This is a genomic window from Bradyrhizobium sp. S3.2.6 (genome assembly GCF_040546885.1).
In the GTDB taxonomy this organism is placed as follows: Bacteria; Pseudomonadota; Alphaproteobacteria; order Rhizobiales; family Xanthobacteraceae; genus Bradyrhizobium; species Bradyrhizobium cytisi.
Window position 1 is genome coordinate 142,378 of the sequence record NZ_JBEPOS010000017.1, and the last position, 17,342, is coordinate 159,719.

16 protein-coding genes are annotated in these 17,342 nt (G+C 64.2%); 9 read left to right on the top strand and 7 right to left on the bottom strand.

The genetic code is table 11. The features are described from left to right. The first annotated feature begins 192 nt into the window (after positions 1-192). Complete coding sequence (locus tag ABID58_RS26300; RefSeq protein ID WP_354035697.1) at positions 193-1,329, top strand: YjgN family protein; 1,137 nt, start codon at positions 193-195, stop codon at positions 1,327-1,329. Positions 1,330-1,332: 3 nt separating this feature from the next. Further along, positions 1,333-2,442, top strand: a complete 1,110-nt coding sequence (locus ABID58_RS26305) for a M48 family metallopeptidase (protein WP_354035656.1) — start codon at positions 1,333-1,335, stop codon at positions 2,440-2,442. A gap of 9 nt (positions 2,443-2,451) precedes the next feature. On the opposite strand, the gene upp is transcribed toward ABID58_RS26305, so the two are convergent. From upp to ABID58_RS26320, 3 genes are all read right to left on the bottom strand, one after another. Next, a complete protein-coding gene (gene upp, locus ABID58_RS26310; RefSeq protein WP_354035658.1) occupies positions 2,452-3,081 on the bottom strand; it encodes a uracil phosphoribosyltransferase in 630 nt (209 codons plus the stop codon). A gap of 75 nt (positions 3,082-3,156) precedes the next feature. After that, positions 3,157-4,395 (bottom strand): URC4/urg3 family protein, encoded by a 1,239-nt coding sequence (locus ABID58_RS26315; RefSeq protein WP_354035659.1) that lies wholly within the window; start codon positions 4,393-4,395, stop codon positions 3,157-3,159. A 5-nt stretch (positions 4,396-4,400) separates the two neighbouring features. Then, on the bottom strand, positions 4,401-5,657 hold the full coding sequence (locus tag ABID58_RS26320; protein WP_148755712.1) for a GTP cyclohydrolase II: 1,257 nt from the start codon (positions 5,655-5,657) through the stop codon (positions 4,401-4,403). Positions 5,658-6,027: 370 nt separating this feature from the next. On the opposite strand from ABID58_RS26320, the gene ABID58_RS26325 reads away from it, so the two are divergent. Next, positions 6,028-7,155 carry a threonine synthase gene (locus ABID58_RS26325; RefSeq protein ID WP_354035661.1) on the top strand — a complete coding sequence of 376 codons (1,128 nt, stop codon included), beginning with the start codon at positions 6,028-6,030 and terminating at the stop codon, positions 7,153-7,155. A 33-nt stretch (positions 7,156-7,188) separates the two neighbouring features. On the opposite strand, the gene ABID58_RS26330 is transcribed toward ABID58_RS26325, so the two are convergent. Beyond that, positions 7,189-8,004 (bottom strand): DUF2927 domain-containing protein, encoded by an 816-nt coding sequence (locus tag ABID58_RS26330; protein ID WP_354035662.1) that lies wholly within the window; start codon positions 8,002-8,004, stop codon positions 7,189-7,191. Positions 8,005-8,089: 85 nt separating this feature from the next. Further along, positions 8,090-8,665, bottom strand: a complete 576-nt coding sequence (locus ABID58_RS26335) for a L,D-transpeptidase (RefSeq protein ID WP_148755709.1) — start codon at positions 8,663-8,665, stop codon at positions 8,090-8,092. Positions 8,666-8,932: 267 nt separating this feature from the next. Between ABID58_RS26335 and ABID58_RS26340 the strand changes: the two genes are divergently transcribed. Beyond that, complete coding sequence (locus ABID58_RS26340; protein ID WP_354035664.1) at positions 8,933-10,480, top strand: acetolactate synthase large subunit; 1,548 nt, start codon at positions 8,933-8,935, stop codon at positions 10,478-10,480. 43 nt (positions 10,481-10,523) lie between these two features. Next, positions 10,524-11,042, top strand: coding sequence for a hypothetical protein (locus ABID58_RS26345; protein ID WP_354035665.1), 519 nt, complete (start codon positions 10,524-10,526; stop codon positions 11,040-11,042). 88 nt (positions 11,043-11,130) lie between these two features. Here ABID58_RS26345 and ABID58_RS26350 read toward each other — a convergent pair whose 3' ends face one another. Continuing rightward, on the bottom strand, positions 11,131-12,447 hold the full coding sequence (locus ABID58_RS26350) for a hypothetical protein (protein WP_354035667.1): 1,317 nt from the start codon (positions 12,445-12,447) through the stop codon (positions 11,131-11,133). Between the two features lie 367 nt (positions 12,448-12,814). Next, the gene (locus tag ABID58_RS26355; protein WP_354035668.1) at positions 12,815-14,359 is read right to left on the bottom strand and encodes a peroxidase family protein; all 1,545 of its coding nucleotides are present in this window, start codon (positions 14,357-14,359) and stop codon (positions 12,815-12,817) included. Positions 14,360-14,814: 455 nt separating this feature from the next. Between ABID58_RS26355 and ABID58_RS26360 the strand changes: the two genes are divergently transcribed. From ABID58_RS26360 to ABID58_RS26375, 4 genes are all read left to right on the top strand, one after another. Further along, positions 14,815-15,171, top strand: a complete 357-nt coding sequence (locus ABID58_RS26360; protein ID WP_354035670.1) for a hypothetical protein — start codon at positions 14,815-14,817, stop codon at positions 15,169-15,171. 175 nt (positions 15,172-15,346) lie between these two features. After that, the gene (locus tag ABID58_RS26365; protein ID WP_354035671.1) at positions 15,347-15,826 is read left to right on the top strand and encodes a hypothetical protein; all 480 of its coding nucleotides are present in this window, start codon (positions 15,347-15,349) and stop codon (positions 15,824-15,826) included. Between the two features lie 45 nt (positions 15,827-15,871). Then, a complete protein-coding gene (gene greA, locus ABID58_RS26370) occupies positions 15,872-16,354 on the top strand; it encodes a transcription elongation factor GreA (protein ID WP_148755702.1) in 483 nt (160 codons plus the stop codon). A gap of 130 nt (positions 16,355-16,484) precedes the next feature. Further along, a complete protein-coding gene (locus tag ABID58_RS26375) occupies positions 16,485-17,267 on the top strand; it encodes a class I SAM-dependent methyltransferase (RefSeq protein ID WP_354035673.1) in 783 nt (260 codons plus the stop codon). The last annotated feature ends 75 nt before the right edge of the window (positions 17,268-17,342 follow it).

Genomic DNA, 17,342 nt, shown 5'->3' on the forward strand with positions numbered 1-17,342 from the left:
TCGCGAGAGCGTCGGGCGGCCGTCGCGTTCTTGTGTGAACGTGACCTCCCGCACGCCTCAGCCAGCGGAATCGTGCGAGAAATCGCTCGAAACCGAGGTAAATCGAACCCGCTCGTCTTGGGGATCGACCAATCTCCGATCTATAGTTTGAGCAGATCAGATCCGCATCCCGAGGTTGCTGCCGTGAACGACATGCAATGGACGCCCATCGGCCCCTCCGAACCGGTCCCGCCGCCGCTGCCGCCCTCGCGGGTCGACTTCAGCGGCAATCGCACCGGGTTCCGCAAGATGGTCACCAAGGGTGCCATGCTGGAGCTCGTCACCTTCGGCTTCTACCGGTTCTGGCTCGTCACCGACATCCGCCGCCATTTATGGTCGAATACCGCGATCGACGGCGACGCCGCCGAATATACCGGCCGCGGCAAAGAGCTCTTGATCGGCTTCCTGTTCGCGCTCGCGATCCTGGTGCCGATCTATCTCGCCTATTTCCTCGTCGGTATCGAGTTCGAGCGCTGGCAGGGTTTTGCCTCGACGCCGCTGTTCATCTCATTCTATGCCTTCGGCCAGTTCGCGATTTTTCGCGCACGACGTTATCGTTTGACCCGCACGGTCTGGCGCGGTGTGCGGTTCTGGATGGACGGTTCAGGCTGGGCCTATTCGTTCCGCGCGATGCTGTGGGGCTTGCTGGTGTTCCTGACGCTGGGCCTGGCGCTGCCGTGGCGCGAGGCCTCGCTCGAGCGCTACAAGATGCGGCACACCCATTTCGGCGATCTGCAAGGCGATTTCGAAGGCGACGGCTGGGCGTTCTTCAAGCGCGGCTGGTGGCTGTGGCTCTTGACCCCGCTTGCAATTGTCATCTTCCCGGCTGCACCGTTCCTCTATGCCGAGTTCAAGGCGCGCGAATGGCGCTGGTGGCTCGACGGCATCCGCATCGGCGGCGTCAGCCTGTCCTCGTCGCTGCCGCACAACGCGTTCTACGGCCTTTACTGGAAGGTGATCGGCTGGTGGCTGCTGCTGAGCGTCCTGTTCGGGTTTTACCTTGCCGGTGCTGCCGGACTGGTCGCTGCGGCCGGCGTGTCGATCGCCGGACCTGACGCAATCGGGCGGAGCATTCCGCTTCTATCCATGATGGTCATCGGCTATTTTGCCCTGGCGCTTGCCTTGAACGTCGTCATGCGCATGTATCTCCAGCGCGATATCTGGGTGAAAGTGCTGGAGACAGTCGAGGTGCATAACATCGGAGCCGCGGCGGATGTCCGCGCCAGCGGCGAGCTCGCCAGCGCGCTCGGCGAAGGCTTTGCCGATGGTCTCGATGTCGCGGGATTCTGAGCTGTGAGTGATGCGTCCGCCGAGGCCCCGCCGCAGTCGGCAAACCCGACGGTTTTCTTCGATGGCGTATCGAGCCGCAGGCGGCAGGTGACACTGACGCTTGGTGATGCGCTCGATATCCTCGAACCCGGCGTAACGCCGGTTCGCTGGGTCTACGCCGACATCCGCCGCGCCGACAGTCCGCCCGCCATCTTGCGTCTGACCTCGACGTCCGCGCCGCCGCTGGCGCGGCTCGAAATCCGCGACATTGCTCTCGCGGCGGAGATCGTCGCGCGCTGTTTGCGGCTCGACGAGCACCAGACCACGCGCCGTGGCGTTGCAAAAATCGTCGGCTGGTCGGTTGCGGCTGCCGTGTCCATCGTCTGCGTCGTGCTGTTCGGCGTGCCGCTCGCCGCGGATCGTCTGGCGCCGTTGGTGCCGAAACCGATCGAGCGGCGGATCGGCGATGCGTCCGAGGTCCAGGTGAAAACCATCTTCGGTCGCGAGTCCTGCAGTGATCCGGCCGGGCAGGCGGCGTTTTCCAAGCTGGTCAATCGCCTGCGCGACGCCGCAGGCCTTGACGACGACAGCATGACGGCCGGCGTGCTGCCGAGCTCGGTGCCGAATGCGTTCGCGCTGCCGGGCGGCAAGGTCTTCGTGCTCAACGCCCTGCTCGACAAGGCCGAGAGCCCCGACGAGATCGCCGGCATCCTCGCCCACGAGCTCGGCCATCTCAAGCATCACGACAACATGCGCGGCCTGATCTACAACGGCGGCACCTCGTTCCTGATCGGCTTGTTGTTCGGCGACGTCACCGGCTCGTCCGCCGTGATCTTCGCCTCGCGCAGCCTGGTCGAAGCCTCCTATTCGCGCGAGGCCGAGACCAATGCCGACACCTTCGCGATCGACATCATGCACAAGCTCGGCCGCTCGCCGAAGCCCGCGGCCGAGTTGATGTTCCGCATCACCGGCAAGGAGGGCGGATCAGGCTTCACCATTTTGGCGAGCCATCCGCTCACCGAGGATCGCCTTGCGCGCATGACAAAGGAAGACCATCCCGCCAGCGGCCCGCCGCTGCTGACCGACAAGGAATGGCAGGCGCTGAAAGGCATTTGCGGCAGCGGGAAGATCTGAGCTTGCCGCTTATCGCGTCCCGTAAGCGCGGTCGCCGGCATCGCCGAGGCCCGGCACGATAAAGCCGTTCTCGTCGAGGCCTTCATCCACCGCGGCAGTCCAGATATGCACGTCCGGATGCAAGCCGCGCAGCCGCTCTAATCCTCCCGGCGCCGCAATCAGGCAGGCGAGGCGAATGTCCTTGGCGCCGCGCTCCTTGAGCCGGTCGACCGCCGCCACCGCGGTGTTGGCGGTCGCGACCACAGGCGTCACCACGATCGCCAGGCGCTCGCTGAGATCCGACGGTGATTTGAAGAAGTACTCGACCGCGGCGAAGCTGTGCGGCTCCCGGTAGAGGCCGATATGGGCGACGCGCGCGGTCGGCACCAGATCCATCATGCCGTCGACAAAGGTCGTGCCGGCGCGCAGCATCGGCACGAACACCAGCTTCTTGCCGGCGATCTTGGCCGAGTGCATCGTCGCCAGCGGTGTGTCGATCACGGTGTCGGCGAGCGGCAGGTCGCGCGTCACCTCGTAGCACAGCAGCATGCCGATCTCCTTGATCAGCTCGCGGAACGACTTTGTCGAGATCGATTTGTCCCGCACCAGCGTCAGCTTGTGCTGCACCAGCGGATGATCGACGATCGTGACGCCTTCCATGATCGGTTGCTCTTGCTTTTCCCTTCTCCCCCTGTGGGAGAAGGTGGCGCGAAGCGCCGGATGAGGGGAGAAGGTTTAGAACACGGTGCCGTCGCTGATCACCTTGAGTGGCGGCGAGCCGTCGGGACGGCGCGCAAAGGCAATGGCTCGGCCGGCGGCCCAGGTGCCGCCCTCCAGGATACTGGCGAGCGGCAGCGACTGCGGCGTCCGGCCGAGCTTGGCGCGAACCAGCTCGGCCACACGATCCAGCAGTGCGACCGTAAGCGCGCGCCACTCCACGACCAGCAGAGAGTCGACCGCGTGCGCACGACCGGCATCCTCGGCATCGCGCAGGCGCAGCACCTCGTGATCGACGAACAGACCGCCATTGCGGTATTCGGCGAGCCCGGTGAGGCCGTCGATGTCGGTGACCTCAAATCCGGCGCGCTGGAGCGGCTCGATCAGCGAATAGCTCAGCCATTGCGACAGCTTGTGCAGCGGCACGAGGCCTGCGGTCGCATCATCCGCCTTGATCGCCGGATGACGCCAGCAATCGCCGAGCGGGACGCCTGCGAGCTCGAGCCTCGATGGCCAGATCGGCCCGAGCTGGTTCAGCACCGCGGAGAGGATCGCGGGCGCGGGGATTGCGCCGTTCGTTGCCTGCGCGGCGACATGATCGAACAGGCCGCCCGGTCGTGGCGTGTCGTGCATGCCGAAGACATCGGCGCGCGCCGCAACCTGCTTGCCGAGGCGCCGCAGCAGATCGGTGCGTCCCTCGAGGCCGAGCAGCGGATTGGCGTCGCTCGCCTGGAAGGCCGAATTGAGCGCGGCGAGCGGCAGCTTTGCGAGCACCTCCGCATCGACCCTGAACGGCGCGCGCGTATCGGCTGAGAAGAGTCCGCCGGCAAACATGTCGAGGCTGGCAATCGCAAGCCCCTCGGATCGGCCGATGCCTTGCCCCGTCACGGCGTCGCGATAGCGCCATGCCGCACCCGCGCCGGCATCGAGCAGCACGCTGACGATGGCGAGGTCGAACTCCGCGCGCGCCCGCGCGGCGCGATTCTGCCACGACGCGGCGTCCGCCAGCTGCGCCCAGCGGTCGACGCCGCCGAGCACAAAATGCCGCCACCGCGCGTGGAAGGGAATCTCCGCCGTAGGGTAGGCTTTTCGCGTGACGGCCAGCACGGCGTCCGCAACGCCATCCATGCGATCGAGATCAATGGTGAAATGCGTGAGCCCGTCGTGCAGGCCGATGTCGAGCATTTGCCCGGCGCGCGCGCGGACCGCCGCTGCGCTGAGCAGCGAGCGGGTCTGTTGTTCTGTGGCGTCCGCCATGGCGTTCAGTATTTCTCCAGCGAACGTCCAACGATGTCGTTCACGTCCTTTTCAGTCACGTCGTCGGCGGAGTAATACCCGGCGGCCTTCTTCGCGGCGATCTCGACATAGGCGTCGGCCGGGATCAGCTCCGGCGGAATCGGCACGCGTTCGACGATGTCGATGCCTTGCGAGGTCAGCGCGTCGTATTTCATGTCGCTCATCGACAGGAAGCGGTCGATGCGCTTCAGGCCGAGCCAGTGAATGGTGTCCGGCATCAATTGCTGGAAGCGCGCGTCCTGGACGCCGGCGACGCATTCGGTGCGCTCGAAATAGGCGGCGGCGGCGTCGCCGTCCTCCTGACGCTTGCGCGCATTGTAGACCAGGAATTTGGTGACCTCGCCGAGCGCGCGGCCTTCCTTGCGGTTGTAGACGACGAGCCCGAGCCCGCCCTCCTGCGCGCCGCGTGCGGATTCCTCGATGCCGTGGATCAGGTAGGGCCGGCAGGTGCAGATGTCAGAGCCGAACACGTCGGAGCCGTTGCACTCGTCATGCACGCGGCAGGTGATCTTGGTGCGGTGGTCCGGCAGTTTTGTCACATCGCCGAACATGTAGACCGTGGTGCCGCCGATCGGCGGCAGGAACACTTTCAAGTCCGGCCGGGTCACGAGCTCGGGGAACATGCCGGCGGTCTGCTCGAACAGCGTGCGGCGCAGCTCGGTCTCGCCGGTCGCGAAGCGCTCCGCAAGGCCGGGCAGGTACCAGACCGGATCGATCGCGATCTTCACCACCGAGACGCTGCCATTGGCATGGACGACCTCGCCGTCGGCGCGCAATCGCTTGGCCGCAAGCGCCTCGCGGATTTCAGGCAGGTCGAGCCTCGCCCGCGTCACCGCGATGCTCGGGCGGATGTCGACGCCCTCGGCGATGTCCTTGCCGAAATTCTCGGCGACGAGATGACCCCAGGGATCGAGCGCGACGATTTTTGCGGGATCGCGCCACTGCTCGAACGGTCCGATGGTCGCGGCCGGAAACGTGTTGGTGAGATCTGGGCGCCGGATCGGATCGAGCGCACCGGCGGAGACGGCGAGCGCACGGTACATCGCGTAGGACCCGCCATGGCTGCCGATCACATTGCGATCCCCGGCGCGCGACACCGTGCCGATGATCGGCCCGCGGGCGCGCGCATCGGCAGCACCCCAGTGAATCGGGAAGGCGGCCTTTTTGCCCGGCTCCGGGTGCGAGGTGAGGCGGATGTGGTCGGTACGGTTCGCGCGGCTCATGGCCAAACTCCCAAAAAGCCAACGGCCCGCCGCTCGGACGGGCCTGGCTCTGCGGCGTTGCCGGAACAGAGCCCCGGCGACGCAATCCAACATATTGTAGCGGCCAGCTGCGACAGACAAGTTAATCGTGCCGCGCCGGGCGGGTGATCATCGCCAAATTCCCGTCATCGACGGGCAGGCCGGCTCGCCTGCATGCCGCGCCTTCGCTAGGGCCGAACCTTCCTGTTCGATCTGCACGATAGGCCTAAGGGTTTGAAATAGTTTTATTTTTCATGTTTTCAAGAGGGCGGCCCCACCGCAGTGCCGTGGGCTGGACCAGACCCACATAATCGGACAAATCGTAGAGATCGCCTATCGCCTGGAGACTGCCATGCCCACCGCCAGCTACATCGATCCCCGCAATGGAAAGCGCTATCCGCTTCACGAGCCGCGCTGGTGCTCGGATGAGCGCACGCCGCTGCTGGTGACGCCGGGGGCGGGCATCTCGCGCGCGGACATCGACAGCCGCACGCGTTCGCTCTGGCGCTACCGCGCGGCGCTGCCGGTGGAGATCAAGCATCCGATTTCGCTCGGCACGGGTTGCACGCCGCTGGTGCAGCAGGATTGGGGCGATCTGCGGCCGTTCTTCAAACTCGAATGGTTCAATCCGACCGGCAGCTTCAAGGACCGGGGTTCGGCGGTGATGCTGTCGTTCCTGCGGCAGATCGGAGTCGACGCCATTCTGGAGGATAGTTCGGGCAATGGCGGCTCATCGATGGCAGGTCTCGGTGCGGCCGGCGGCATGCGCGTGAAGATCCTGGCGCCGGCCTCGACCTCGCCGGCCAAGATCGCACAGGTGCGCGCCTACGGCGCCGAGGTGCAGCTCGTCGAGGGCCCCCGCGAGGAGTCGGAGGCCGAAGCGATCCGGCAGTCGGGCCAGACCTTCTATGCCAGCCACAACTGGCAGCCCTTCTTCCTTGAGGGCACAAAATCGCTCGCCTATGAAATCTGGGAAGACCTTGGTTTTGTCGCGCCCGACAACGTCATCGTTCCCGTCGGTGCCGGCAGCAGCCTGCTCGGTTGCGCCTTCGGCTTCCGCGAGTTGTTGAAGGCGGGGCAGATTGCAAAACTGCCGCGCCTGTTCGCGGCTCAGCCGCTGAATTGTTCGCCGATCGATGCCAGCTTCAAGGCCGGCGTCGATATTCCTGTCGCGCGCGAGGTCAACAAGACCATCGCCGAAGGCACAGCGATCAAGCATCCGCTGCGGCTGCGCGAGATCATTGCGGCCTTGCGCGAAAGCGGCGGCGGCACGGTTGCGCTCACCGAGGACGAGATCGTCGCCGCCCTGCGCCGTCTGGCGCGGCAGGGCCTGTTCGCCGAACCCACCAGCGCCAGCGCGGCCGCCGCGCTGGAGAAACTCTCCGCCACCGGCGCCATCAAGGCGAACGAGACCACGGTAGCCGTCCTCACCGGCACCGGCCTGAAGGCCGCCACCACGGTCGCCGATCTGGTGCAGTAGGACGCTGCGCTCGCAATGACGAAAGCGCCGTCCTCACTCCTTCAAATCATTCACCCGCTTCACCCACGCCCGCACATCCGCGAGCACTTCGGGTAGCACCGACCTCACCTCCAGCACGGTCATGCCGGGCTTGATGCGGGGATCGTAGAGCAGGTTGAGGATGTACTGGTCGTAGACGTCGAAATAGCCCATCGACACATTGTCGTTGAACATCGTCCACGGCACGCTGGCGGTGTCGTTGATGGGGCCGAGTGACTGCAGCAGCTCCTCATAGGCGCAATCGAGAAAGGTGAAGTCGCCATTGTCGACGGTAAGGATGACGTCGGAATGCTCGATCTCGAAATTGTCGTTCTTGCGGAAGCCGGACAGGCATTGCGGATCGAGCGAGGTGCGGATCTCGCGCGCCTTCTCCGCGCCGTAGAAGCTCGCGATGGTGCGATTGAGGTCGCGGTCGCGCACGAGCTTCACCCGTACATTCGCCGCCTCTGCGGTCGCGGTCATCGCGATGTCGAGATGCTGCACGCGGGTGCCGATGTCGGCCACGACCTTCGCGAGCTGCACCTTGCGGTCGGCGCGGTCGCTCTCGACGAACACGCGCACCGGCCCGTCGAACTTGCGGATGCGGTCGACACGGCCGGCGAGGTGGTATTCGGCGCCGAAGGCGGTCTTCAGAAAGCCGTCGACGATCTCGGCGTCGGTAAAGCTCTTCTTCTCGGCGCGCTGGCGCGCGGCAATCGCGGGCAGCTCGCCGGCGGTCGCCTTGGCTGCGGTGTCAGGCGCACAGATAAGCGCTGCAAACGCCAGCAGGGCGAAGCGAAGGGCAGCCGAGGGCAGGACCAATGCGCTCATCGTTGCGCAACGCTGCCGTATTCGGTGGCTGCGCACAAGTCCGCATATTCAAGCGCCGCGGGTTCCGGCTGCAGTCGCTGCCGGCCTAGTTGTTGATCACGACCACGGTGGTGCCGACCCCGACGCGGCCGTAGAGGTCGGTGACGTCGTCATTGGTCATGCGGAAGCAACCGGAGGACACCGCCTGGCCGATCGTCTCCGGCTCGTTGGAGCCGTGGATGCGGTAGAGCGTCGATCCCAGATACATCGCGCGCGCGCCGAGCGGGTTCTCGATGCCGCCCTTCATGTGGCGCGGCAGGTCGGGCCGGCGGGCGATCATCTGCGACGGCGGCGTCCAATCCGGCCATTCCTTCTTGGCGGTGATTCTGTGCACACCGCCCCAGCGGAAGCCGTCGCGGCCGACGCCGATGCCGTAGCGCAGCGCCTGGCCGTCCTGGAGCACCAGATAGAGCCGGCGCTCGGCGGTGTTTATCACGACCGTGCCGGGGGCATAATTGCCGTTATACATGACAGTGGTGCGGGGGATCGGGCTCGAGCCGCCGCCGAGAAAGCCGGTGGAGCTGGTGCCTGTGAAGTCGATCATCCCCGCCGCGGACGCGTCGGCCGCGCCAGCCAGCAACAGCGCCATTGCGGTGATCTGCGCGGCAAAAAACCGGATCATTGTTTCCCCCAGAAAAAAATCGATTCAACCAAAGCCAGAGGCCATATTCGCGCGCATTCTGCAAGCCACGGGGCCGTGAGGGACGTCGTCTGCTGCGATTGGCGTTAGCAAATCGGCAACCACGCCAACTTGCCGGTGCGGGGCAGGGCCGCAACGCCGGCTCTTGCTTTGACGGGGCCCGCGAACAATGATTGATCCCATGGATCCCTGGGATATGGATCCCTGGGATATGGATCGCTGGAATAGCCGGTTGCGGGAGCAGACAGAATGAACGGTGCGGAAAGCCTGGTGCGGACGATGGTCAAGGGCGGGGTGGACGTCTGCTTCACCAACCCCGGCACCTCCGAGATGCATTTTGTCGCGGCGCTCGACCGCGTGCCGGGCATGCGTTGCGTGCTCGGCCTGTTCGAAGGCGTGGTGACGGGCGCGGCCGACGGCTATTTCCGCATGAAGGGCACGCCTGCCTCGACCCTGCTGCATCTCGGCCCCGGCCTCGCCAACGGCCTTGCCAATCTGCACAATGCCAAGAAGGCCAATTCCGGCATCGTCAACATCGTCGGCCAGCACGCCGTCTACCACATCGGCTACAACGCGCCGCTGACCTCCGACATCGAGGGTCTGGCCCGGCCGATGTCGTCCTGGGTCCGCACCTCGCCTGACTCCAGATCGGTCGCCGCTGACGGTGCCGCGGCGATTGCCGCCGCCAAGAGCGCCCCGCCGCAGATCGCGACCCTGATCCTGCCCGCCGACACCGCCTGGAACGAGGCCGACGGCATCGCCGAGGTGCCGGCCGAGCAGCAGCGCGCCGGCTATTCGCCGCAGGCGGTCGAGCAGGCCGCAAGGATCCTGCACGGCGACGGCGAGGGCACGCTGCTGCTGATGACCGGCAGCGCGCTGAGCGCAAAGGGCCTGGCGCTGGCCGAGCGGATCGCGGCCAAGACCGGGTGCACCGTGATGGGCCCGACCTTCCGCCCGAAAATGGCGCGTGGCCGCGGCCGCTACTCGATCGACCGCATTCACTACGTGATCGAGAACGCGCTGCCGATGCTGGCGAAATTCCGTCACATCGTGCTGGTCGAGTCCGACGATCCCGTGGCGTTCTTCGCCTATCCGAACAAGCCGAGCATGCTCAAGCCGGAGGGCTGCGACGTCCATCGCATGACCTCATGGGGCGAGAATTCGGTCGCAGCGCTCGAAGCGCTGGCTGGCGCGGTGAAGGCCAGCGCCAAGGACGTCAAGCCGCAGGCCGTGGCTGAGCTGATCAAGCCGACCGGCGCGCTCACCTTCGCCTCGATCGCGCAGGCGATCGCATGCGCGATCCCCGAGAACGCGATCATGGTCGACGAGTCGCTGACCACCGGCCGCGGCTTCTTCCCGCCGACGGCGGCCGCCGCGCCGCACGACTGGCTCCAGAACATGGGCGGCTCGATCGGCTTCTCCACGCCGCTCTCGATCGGCGCCGCGATCGCCTGTCCGGACCGCAAGGTCATCACCATGGTCGGTGACGGCAGCGCGATGTACACGATCCAGTCGCTGTGGACGCAGGCTAGAGAGAACCTCAACATCGTCACCATCGTGTTCGCCAATCGCATCTACCAGATCCTGCGCGGCGAGTTCGACAATGTCGGAGCCGGCGAACCCGGCCAGCGCGCCAACGACATGCTTCGCCTCGACCGCCCGACGCTCGATTTCGTCGCGCTGGCCAAGGGCATGGGCGTGCCCGGCCGCGCCGTCGCCAATGCCGACGAGTTCAACAAGGCGCTGACTGAAGCCGTCGCCGAGCCGGGGCCGCGGCTGATCGAAGTCCAGATGTAGGGGAGGCGCACGTACAACGGAGCGCCGAGAGCCCGGAGGCACGATGCAGACCGAGCTGAACAAGGTGATCGCGGCGCTCCGGGACTTCTACGCCCAGGAAGGATTTTTGTTCGAGAAGGACATCGGCGAGCGTGCCATCACGCACCGCTTCGCCGTCTATCTCGAGCGCGAGTTTTCCGGCTGGGCGGTCGACTGCAACTATGACCGGCTCGGCGAGCGCACGCTGCATCTGCCGCACGGCACGATCATCTCGACCGACGATCATCTGGGCAAGTCGATCTACCCCGACGTCGTCGTGCACCAGCGCGAGATTCCGAACAATCTGCTCACCGTCGAGATCCGCAAGGCGAGCAATCACACGCCGCTGGAGCACGATCAGCACAAGCTGAGAGCGCTGACCGACCCGCATGTCTGGTTTGCCTATTGGATCGGCGTGTTGCTGGTGCTGGACAGGCACAACGTGACGATGTCGGAGGTTTATGTCAGCGGCGTCGTCGATCAGGCGCTGTCGCTCTGGTTCGCGACGCGACTCGCGGAGAGCGGTCTCGCGGGCGCGCATTAGGGCGTGTACTCCTAAACGTTAGATATTCCGTACCAGCAAGAGGTCGCGGGGCGCGCTAACCCGCGACCTCATCGTTGGCTTTCTAAGGCTATCTTTCGGCTCTTTCGTCCGCGCGTGCCCCTGTTCCGTATACCGCAATGCATCCGGTCAAGCAGTTGAGAAACACATTATTGGCGCCAAGCGGAACGAACACATGATTGTTTTCCGCATTGGCAGCAACCGAATGGGCGGTGCTCGCTGCGTGAACGAGCGGGCCCGTGGTCACCGCAGGCACGTTGAAGGTAGGCACCAGCTGCTTCAGGGTCTTATCGCGCGCATCGATGACGCCGAGTATCGCAGCTCCCTGAGCGGTCAGGGGGGTTGCGCCGATGACCTCGGTCGGACGCAACGGGCTGGTCGAGGAGGCCGTGTAGTAGTTTCCGTCACCCTTGTTGAACCATACCTCGTCGCCAACACCGACGCCGGGCACGATCTTGTCAATTGCACCCGTCCTGGCGTCGAGAATTACCTGAATCGGCGCCGCCGTCACGTTCTTGGTCGAATTCCAGAGATTGCCCGCGGTGTCAAAAACCGTATTGCAGCCAGCGAGCAGATCGACGTTGGGGCCTACGGTAAGGCCTGCCGGTTGGCAGAACTCGATCGGATATTGCACTTCCACGGTGCCGGCAGGTGATATCCGAATGACGGCCCCATCCTTGGCATTCGGGCCTACCTGCGGAATCGACAGATAGAACTTGCCCGTCACCGGCTCCCACACCGGCTGTTCGGCACCATTGGTCGCGTCGACCCCGGTATGCGACGTGTCAAACGTTATTCGCTTTCCGACCGTGAGGGCACCGGTCGTCTTGCTGACGTGGATCAACGTCGCAAAGGGTGGCGTGTCGGCGTTGTTGATGACAAGCAGCAGTCCGTCGTTGGCGTCATATGCCAGTTCGTCCGCACGGAGGCCCGGTGCGCCGCCGGTAGATACGTCGCCCACTGTATTGCCGGTCCTGAGATTGATCGAGACCACGCGGCTGTTGGCGTCCGTCACAAAGAGCCACGGAAACGCCGCAACCACTCCGTTGGGGCCGGAGGTGCCGTTGTCGCCGGTAAAGCCCTTGAACGCCGGCTTGGCACTTATCTGCGAAATCAGCGCGCTTGTTCTTGCATCGACGACATCGACGACGGCGTTGGAGCGATCGGCAAGATAATACGTCTGCGTCGTCTGATCGACGAAGCTGATGTCGAACACGTACATGTTGCCGCCGGTCATGTTCGCCTTCGTTCCAGGGATGGGAACGGTCGTCAGCAAACGGACCGCCCCGTCCCTTCCCTGACCCTCCATCGAGAATGCGTCGGTTGCAAACATCACTGCCACGATCATGCTGACAGCGGTGCACAACAATGTTCGGTGTCCAAGCATTGCTTCGCTCCCTTGTTTGTTTCGAGCCGGTTCTCTCGGCTCCCGGATACCCTTCTCCTTTCTGGATGAAAGTTCAACCAAAGGTTTATGTCGGGCGCGGTGTTTTGGAGCTGTGATGCCGGCAGGGCGCCTGCGTGAATCCGTTGTTGTGACAAGGCCGATATGGCGGCATGTCGGTTTCAATGTCGCCCTCTGAGCGCACACCGGACGCGACGCGCTTGTGAGTCCACGCGCTGGAGACGGATGAGTTTTGGTTGAAGCGATGCGCGCTCGGGACTCGATTCACCTCTCCCCGTCGGGGAGCGATGAACCACACAAAGCCGCCCGCGCGATGCGAGCGGCCTTTGCGTCGTCAACCGTCACCAGCTCAATGCAGCGCAGCGCCCTGGCCCAGCGCGTAGGTCACGAGATCCCTCAGCCGGAAATCGGGGCCGGTCACCGGCGCCCAGTTCGGATCGAGTGACAGCATCGAGGAGGCGTCGCCGAACATCATGCCGAGGAAGACTTCGGCGACGATGCGGCCGCCGACCGGGCCGAGCTGCGGCGTGTTGATGCCGCTCGCCGGCGCGCCGGTAGCCGGGATCGTGACGGCGGTCTGGAATTGGCGTGCTTCCGCGAGGATGTAGGCCCAGAGCGGGCAGTTGCCCTTGAACACGCCGTTCGCAATCGAGGAGATCGGGACCTGCGGATCGCCGGTCGGATCGGGATCGTCGACGGCCCGGCCGATGACGATCTGCTCGTCGGTCAGCGGCGTCAGGTGCATCGCCCTGGCCACCGCCTGGCCCGAAGGCAGCCCGAGCCGCCAGCTGCGTTCGAGATTGCGAAGCGCCAGCGACGACGGATTGGAGGCGACCTCCGGCGGCAGCTTGCGCAGCGGATCGACCAGCGAGGTGTCGATGCGATAGGCGAGCTGGAGCCGCCGCTTGTTGTCCGGATTGGTGCTGTCGTCCTCGACGCCATAGGCTCGCGTGTCGATGTCGATGAACCGCCCCCAGTCGATGGCGCGTCCCGGACCCATGGCGCGGAAGCCGGTCAGCGCATTGTTGTCGGGGTTGTTGGGATCGGGGAAGATCTGCAGCAGCATGTTGTCGGCGTCGTTCAGCCGATAGCCGGGCCGGATCATCGAGTGGCCGAGCCGGTAGGCCGCGACCGAAAACTCGACCGGCATGAACGGAAAATTCTTCCAGTGATAGTAGGCGAGCCTGCTGCGGTCGTAATGGCCGCCGGTCCTGAGATCGTTCAGCACGCCGGCATTGACGATGCGCGGCAGGAAGTCGTTCAGCACGACGTATTGATAATGGAAGCGCACGCGCTGCTGCACGGCCTCGAAGGACAGCCCCTCATTGTCGTCGACCATGCGGTTGTGGAAGCGCAGCATCAGCCCCTGAAACTGCGAGACGATGCTGTTCTCGTCGTTGCGGGGATCGCCGATCAATGCGCGGCCCTTGAACCGCGGCAGGTCGCTGGCGTTGGACACGCCGGTGCCGGTCAAGGTTTCGCCGAGCAGAAACTTGCCGCTGCTGTCGTACATGTAGGGCTGGTCGTTCGGACCGCGGCCGTAGAGATTGTCGAGATCGAGCGCCGGCGTGCGGAAATCGACGAGCCCGTCCGGATCCTGCTGCTTGGTCAGCGAGCTCACGGGATCGAAGGTGATGTCGTGATCGATGAACTGGCCGAAATAAGTGTAGAGCGCGGGAATTCCGCTCTCCTCGGCATCGGGGCCGTCTTTGGGAGGGTCGAAATCGCCGACCATGTTGTCGGCGAGCGCCGCGAGATTTGCGATGTTGTCGGCCTCGCTCGGGCCGAATTTCGCCGGCGTCAGATTGCGGAACATGCGGCCGAAGCGGCCTTGTGACAGCGGCGAACGGGTGGCGTTGAGACCGCGCGGCGCAATGGCGTGACGACTGCTCATAAAGTACCTCCATGAAAAGTTACGACGGCAAGCAACTAAAGTTAAAGTTGTACGTTGTGCACTATGCATGTGAGGCTAGATCGCGGAATTCGGCGTCGCAATGCGCTGCTTCACACATCGCGCGACGTCGATGGCGTTCGACGAGCGCGCGTTGCGGTCAAGCCGCGGATGCGCTTTGCAAATTTTTCCCGCAGCAATGCCGAATAACATTCTCGTCATCGAAAATCTCGACGCGAAGCAATGTCAGCTTCACCGACCTAATCGGCAGGTGTTTTGTCATCGCGAACATCGTGTTCGCGTAAAAATTGCATTGGCGCACGCACGCCGCCTCGTGGACACTGTGATCTCGGCCACAGTTTGCAGCCCGGCTCCCGCCTATGTTCGGCGGGCTTGCACGCGCCGATCCCGCGGGACTACGCTTCCGTTATTGGTGATCAGGCATTTTGGAGGTTCTGATGCAAAAATCATATTTGCTGGCTGCGACTGCGGCACTGGCGCTCATCATGCAGACACCGCTCGCGCTCGCGCAGAGCGCGCCCGCCGCAGGCGGCACGCCGCCGGCCGCCCCGGCCACCACGACTGCGCCTGCAGCGACCACTGCACCGGCCGCAACCACCACGCCGGCTGCGACCACCGACACTTCGACGGCGCCAGCCGGCCCGAAGAAGAGCGCCGACAAGAAGCCGGCGAAGAAGAAGATGACGCGGCAGCAGGAGATCGACCATTCGGTCGACAGCGGCACCGTTCCGGCGCGCTATCGCAGCTCCGTGCCGAAGCAGTACCAGCAATATATTCCGTTCGAGAAGCAGTGACCGATCGCACCGCGGCACGAGGGGCTCCCCGACGCCGTGGAACCGGACAACAGCCACGCAGAAGCCAAGTAGCAGCCAAGTAGCAGCCAAGCAGCAGCCGACGGCTCGATCAGCCGACCCCTGTGGCGATCTACGGTGCCGGTGTTAAAGTAGGCCAAGCCGGGGGGGAGCCGTGATGGGTGACGATGCGAGGGATGCTGGCCTTGTTGCCATGATCAGCAGCATCCTGGGAGGCAACAAACGCGCAGAGGCCGCCAGCCCGCCGCCGCTTGCTGACTTCATGCCGGTCGCGCCGGCGGCCGCACCGTTAGCGGAGGTAGCGCAAATCCCGGAAGCGGAGTCTCCGAAGCTCCAGGATGCATCCGATCAAGCGGTGGCGGCTCCGAGGCCGGTTGCGCCCGGTCCACCCCTGACACCGGACGGCAAGCGGCGTCTGCCCGCGGACGCGATTGCCGGTCTCGTGCTCGGCGAATTGCGCAAGATCGAGGGTTTTCCGGCGTCCGGCGTCTCGGTGACGGTCTACGGCTATCGGCACTGGAACGCGATGATCACTTTCGCGCCGTTCTCCACCACGTTCCAGAACGCGACCCGGTTCCGTCAGGCATTGCCAGATCTCGTGTTCAAGCTCCGTCGTTTCGTCGAACTTGAGATATAGGTCTGGTACAGCCGTGACCCGAAACTGTTCGACAGGATATTCGAATTGAGCGTCGCCTTTACCAAGGAAGAAAGCGCCGAGACCGCCTCCGAGACACTGCTGCCGGATCGCCCGATCTCGCCGCATCCGAACCTCGTGACCGAGACAGGTTTGCAGGCGCTGCAGAAGCAGTTCCAGGACGCGCGCGAGGCCTATGAAGCCGCGCAAGCCATCGATGATGTCAACGAAAAGCGCCGGCAGTCGGCCGCGCCCCTGCGCGATGTCCGCTATTTCGCCGAGCGGCTGCGCACCGCGCAACTGGTTCCCAATCCGGCGTCGAACGAGACGGTCGCCTTTGGCAGCAGAGTGACGTTCAGCCGCACCGACGGCCGCGTGCAGACCTACCGTATCGTCGGGGAAGATGAAGCCGATCCGAAGGCCGGCTCGATCTCGTTCGTGTCGCCGGTCGCGAAGTCGCTGATGGGGAAGGCCGTCGGTGACGTCGTCGGCTCGGGAACACAGGAGATCGAGCTTATCGAGATCGCGTAACGAGATTACGGAGCGATTCCGGCTCCCCGTTTCATCTCGCCGTCAAGCAAAAACCTTAAGTCGATCATAATTTGAAGCAATCCTGGGCTTTGGAACTGTCGGGCAACTCTGCATGAAGTGAGGTTCGATCATGTCGATGAGCAAGGCCTTCAATGAGCGTCTAACGGAACTGAAATTTCATCCCGCCGTTCTCGCGGTCAGACAGATCAAGAAGCGGCTGGCCGATAGCGGACCGGCACTGCGCCTCAAGTTCAATACCCAGAAGCGCGACGAGATCATCGGGGAGTACAAGCGCGGATCGAGCGTGCAGGACGTCATCGATTTCACCAAGCAGCATATGGGCACCGGCTCCTGCCAGATCGAGACGGAGATCTCGTCGGCCCTCGACTACATCGCGGCGTCCGCTCCGAAGCTCGTGGTTGAGATCGGCACGCTGAACGGCGGAACGTCGCTCCTGTTCGGACGATTTCTTCCGACGATGGAGACGATGATCTGCATCGATCTGCACGTGAAGAACAAGGAAATGCTGAAGCTGCTCGCGACGCCGAAGCAGCAATGGACCTTCTTCGACATGCCGTCCTACGCGGATGAAAGCGTCAAGCGGGTCGAGAAGTTTCTCAATGGCAGGTTGATCGACACATTGTTCATCGATGGCGATCACCGCTACGAAGGCGTCAAGCAGGACTTTCTCTGCTACCGGCATTTCGTTCGCGAAGGCGGCATCATCCTGTTCCACGACATCTGCGAGTCCAGCGGCAACACCAGCGCCTGGGCCGGCGGCGTCCCGCAGCTATGGCGCGAATTGTCGCCGTTCTACGAGCACAAGGAATTCATTCAAAACCGCAGCCAGGAAGGCTTCGGCATCGGCGCGCTGAAATACACCAAGGCCGCGAATCCGTTTCCAGCGGCGTGATGGTGGTGGCGCCGTTCGCACCCCGCGGACGGCGTGGCGGATGTGCGTTGTCATTGAAGAGGACGAAGCGGCTCC

Bases quoted from the DNA above. Each gene is read 5' to 3' on its own strand.
- ABID58_RS26300 (WP_354035697.1), top strand. From the start codon at position 193: ATGCAATGGACGCCCATCGGCCCCTCCGAACCGGTCCCGCCGCCGCTG.
- upp (WP_354035658.1), bottom strand. From the start codon at position 3,081: ATGGAAGGCGTCACGATCGTCGATCATCCGCTGGTGCAGCACAAGCTG.
- ABID58_RS26315 (WP_354035659.1), bottom strand. From the start codon at position 4,395: ATGGCGGACGCCACAGAACAACAGACCCGCTCGCTGCTCAGCGCAGCG.
- ABID58_RS26320 (WP_148755712.1), bottom strand. From the start codon at position 5,657: ATGAGCCGCGCGAACCGTACCGACCACATCCGCCTCACCTCGCACCCG.
- ABID58_RS26325 (WP_354035661.1), top strand. From the start codon at position 6,028: ATGCCCACCGCCAGCTACATCGATCCCCGCAATGGAAAGCGCTATCCG.
- ABID58_RS26330 (WP_354035662.1), bottom strand. From the start codon at position 8,004: ATGAGCGCATTGGTCCTGCCCTCGGCTGCCCTTCGCTTCGCCCTGCTG.
- ABID58_RS26335 (WP_148755709.1), bottom strand. From the start codon at position 8,665: ATGATCCGGTTTTTTGCCGCGCAGATCACCGCAATGGCGCTGTTGCTG.
- ABID58_RS26340 (WP_354035664.1), top strand. From the start codon at position 8,933: ATGAACGGTGCGGAAAGCCTGGTGCGGACGATGGTCAAGGGCGGGGTG.
- ABID58_RS26345 (WP_354035665.1), top strand. From the start codon at position 10,524: ATGCAGACCGAGCTGAACAAGGTGATCGCGGCGCTCCGGGACTTCTAC.
- ABID58_RS26350 (WP_354035667.1), bottom strand. From the start codon at position 12,447: ATGCTTGGACACCGAACATTGTTGTGCACCGCTGTCAGCATGATCGTG.
- ABID58_RS26355 (WP_354035668.1), bottom strand. From the start codon at position 14,359: ATGAGCAGTCGTCACGCCATTGCGCCGCGCGGTCTCAACGCCACCCGT.
- ABID58_RS26360 (WP_354035670.1), top strand. From the start codon at position 14,815: ATGCAAAAATCATATTTGCTGGCTGCGACTGCGGCACTGGCGCTCATC.
- ABID58_RS26365 (WP_354035671.1), top strand. From the start codon at position 15,347: ATGGGTGACGATGCGAGGGATGCTGGCCTTGTTGCCATGATCAGCAGC.
- ABID58_RS26375 (WP_354035673.1), top strand. From the start codon at position 16,485: ATGTCGATGAGCAAGGCCTTCAATGAGCGTCTAACGGAACTGAAATTT.